Origin of the sequence: Parasutterella muris (assembly GCF_943193095.1) — a bacterium.
Lineage (GTDB): Bacteria > Pseudomonadota > Gammaproteobacteria > Burkholderiales > Burkholderiaceae_F > Parasutterella > Parasutterella muris.
On record NZ_CALPCV010000072.1, the window covers coordinates 1 to 1,057 of the forward strand.

Below are 1,057 nucleotides of genomic sequence, written 5' to 3' on the forward strand. Positions count from 1 at the left end.
TTTTTAACATCTATCCCTCTTGCTTGGCATAGACTGAGTGCCATTTTTAGTGCGCTGATTGCTGTTCTATTGCTCAGGTCAGAGCCTAGTTTCCAGCCTACAATCTCGTGGCTGTATGCATCTGTGATTAGCGCTAAATATGTAAACTCCGATTCCCAATCCGTTACTTTAATTGGTACGTAAGTAATATCGCTAACCCATATCTGGTTCGCCCGATATGGTATTAGGTCCTTAATTAAGTTTGGATAAGTTGGCAGATTATGCTGTGAATCGGTTGTCCTCGGTTTTCTTCTGTCGCAGCTTTAAATGATTGTCTGCAAGAATGTCTGCGAACCGGTCTCGTCCGACATGCAATCTTCCGGGAAAGTTTTGAGAGTACATCGCCCACAGCTTTTTTCCGCCTATATTCGGGTCAACACTGCGTACTTCTTTGCAGTACTCGATGATTATCTCCTCGGTTAGATACCTCGATTCTGCCTCTGAAGAGCCTCTTTTCTGAACCTTGTAGTACGCCTGCTTGCTGACGCCAAACAACTTACACAGGGCCGTTACACTTCCGTACGGACAGCCCTGCTGTTGCAGGACTTCTATTGTTTGGCGCCAGATTTTTTTCTTATAGGTATGCCAAAACGCTCTTCTGCTAGCTGGACCATTGTTTCATAGGCCTGTGCTTTTAGGCTTTGTGCTCGCAGTTGCGCCTTGAGCTCTTTGATTTGAGCTTTCAATAAGGCGATTTCGCTTACTTTATTCAAATCTAAATTCTCGGGTTTAGCCTCATCTGAAGAAGGGCAGGCTCTTGCATTAAGGAGTTTTCCATCAAGGACCTTCCTATCAAGGTCTTTCCCAACAACCGGCGTTCTTTTTGGCAAATCTATCCACCTATAAACTGTTGCCAAACAAACTGGCACATGCTTTGCAATCTCTTTTATTGGCATCCCCTGATTGTACAAATCCGAAACAAGCCTTCTTGCCTCTGCTTGTTTCATTAGTGTAGATATCTGTTCTTCAACTTTCATTGTTGACTCCCTAAGTAGTCAACTTTTTTCAGGACAAGACA

2 protein-coding genes are annotated in these 1,057 nt (G+C 43.8%); both read right to left on the bottom strand.

Annotation, left to right across the window (positions count from 1 at the left end):
* Positions 1–257 (bottom strand): DDE-type integrase/transposase/recombinase (locus NFR90_RS11745; protein WP_371873900.1); only part of this gene is annotated, 257 nt, incomplete at its 3' end.
* A gap of 330 nt (positions 258–587) precedes the next feature.
* Positions 588–1,016, bottom strand: a complete 429-nt coding sequence (locus NFR90_RS11580; RefSeq protein ID WP_251453161.1) for a helix-turn-helix domain-containing protein — start codon at positions 1,014–1,016, stop codon at positions 588–590.
* Positions 1,017–1,057 lie beyond the last annotated feature (41 nt).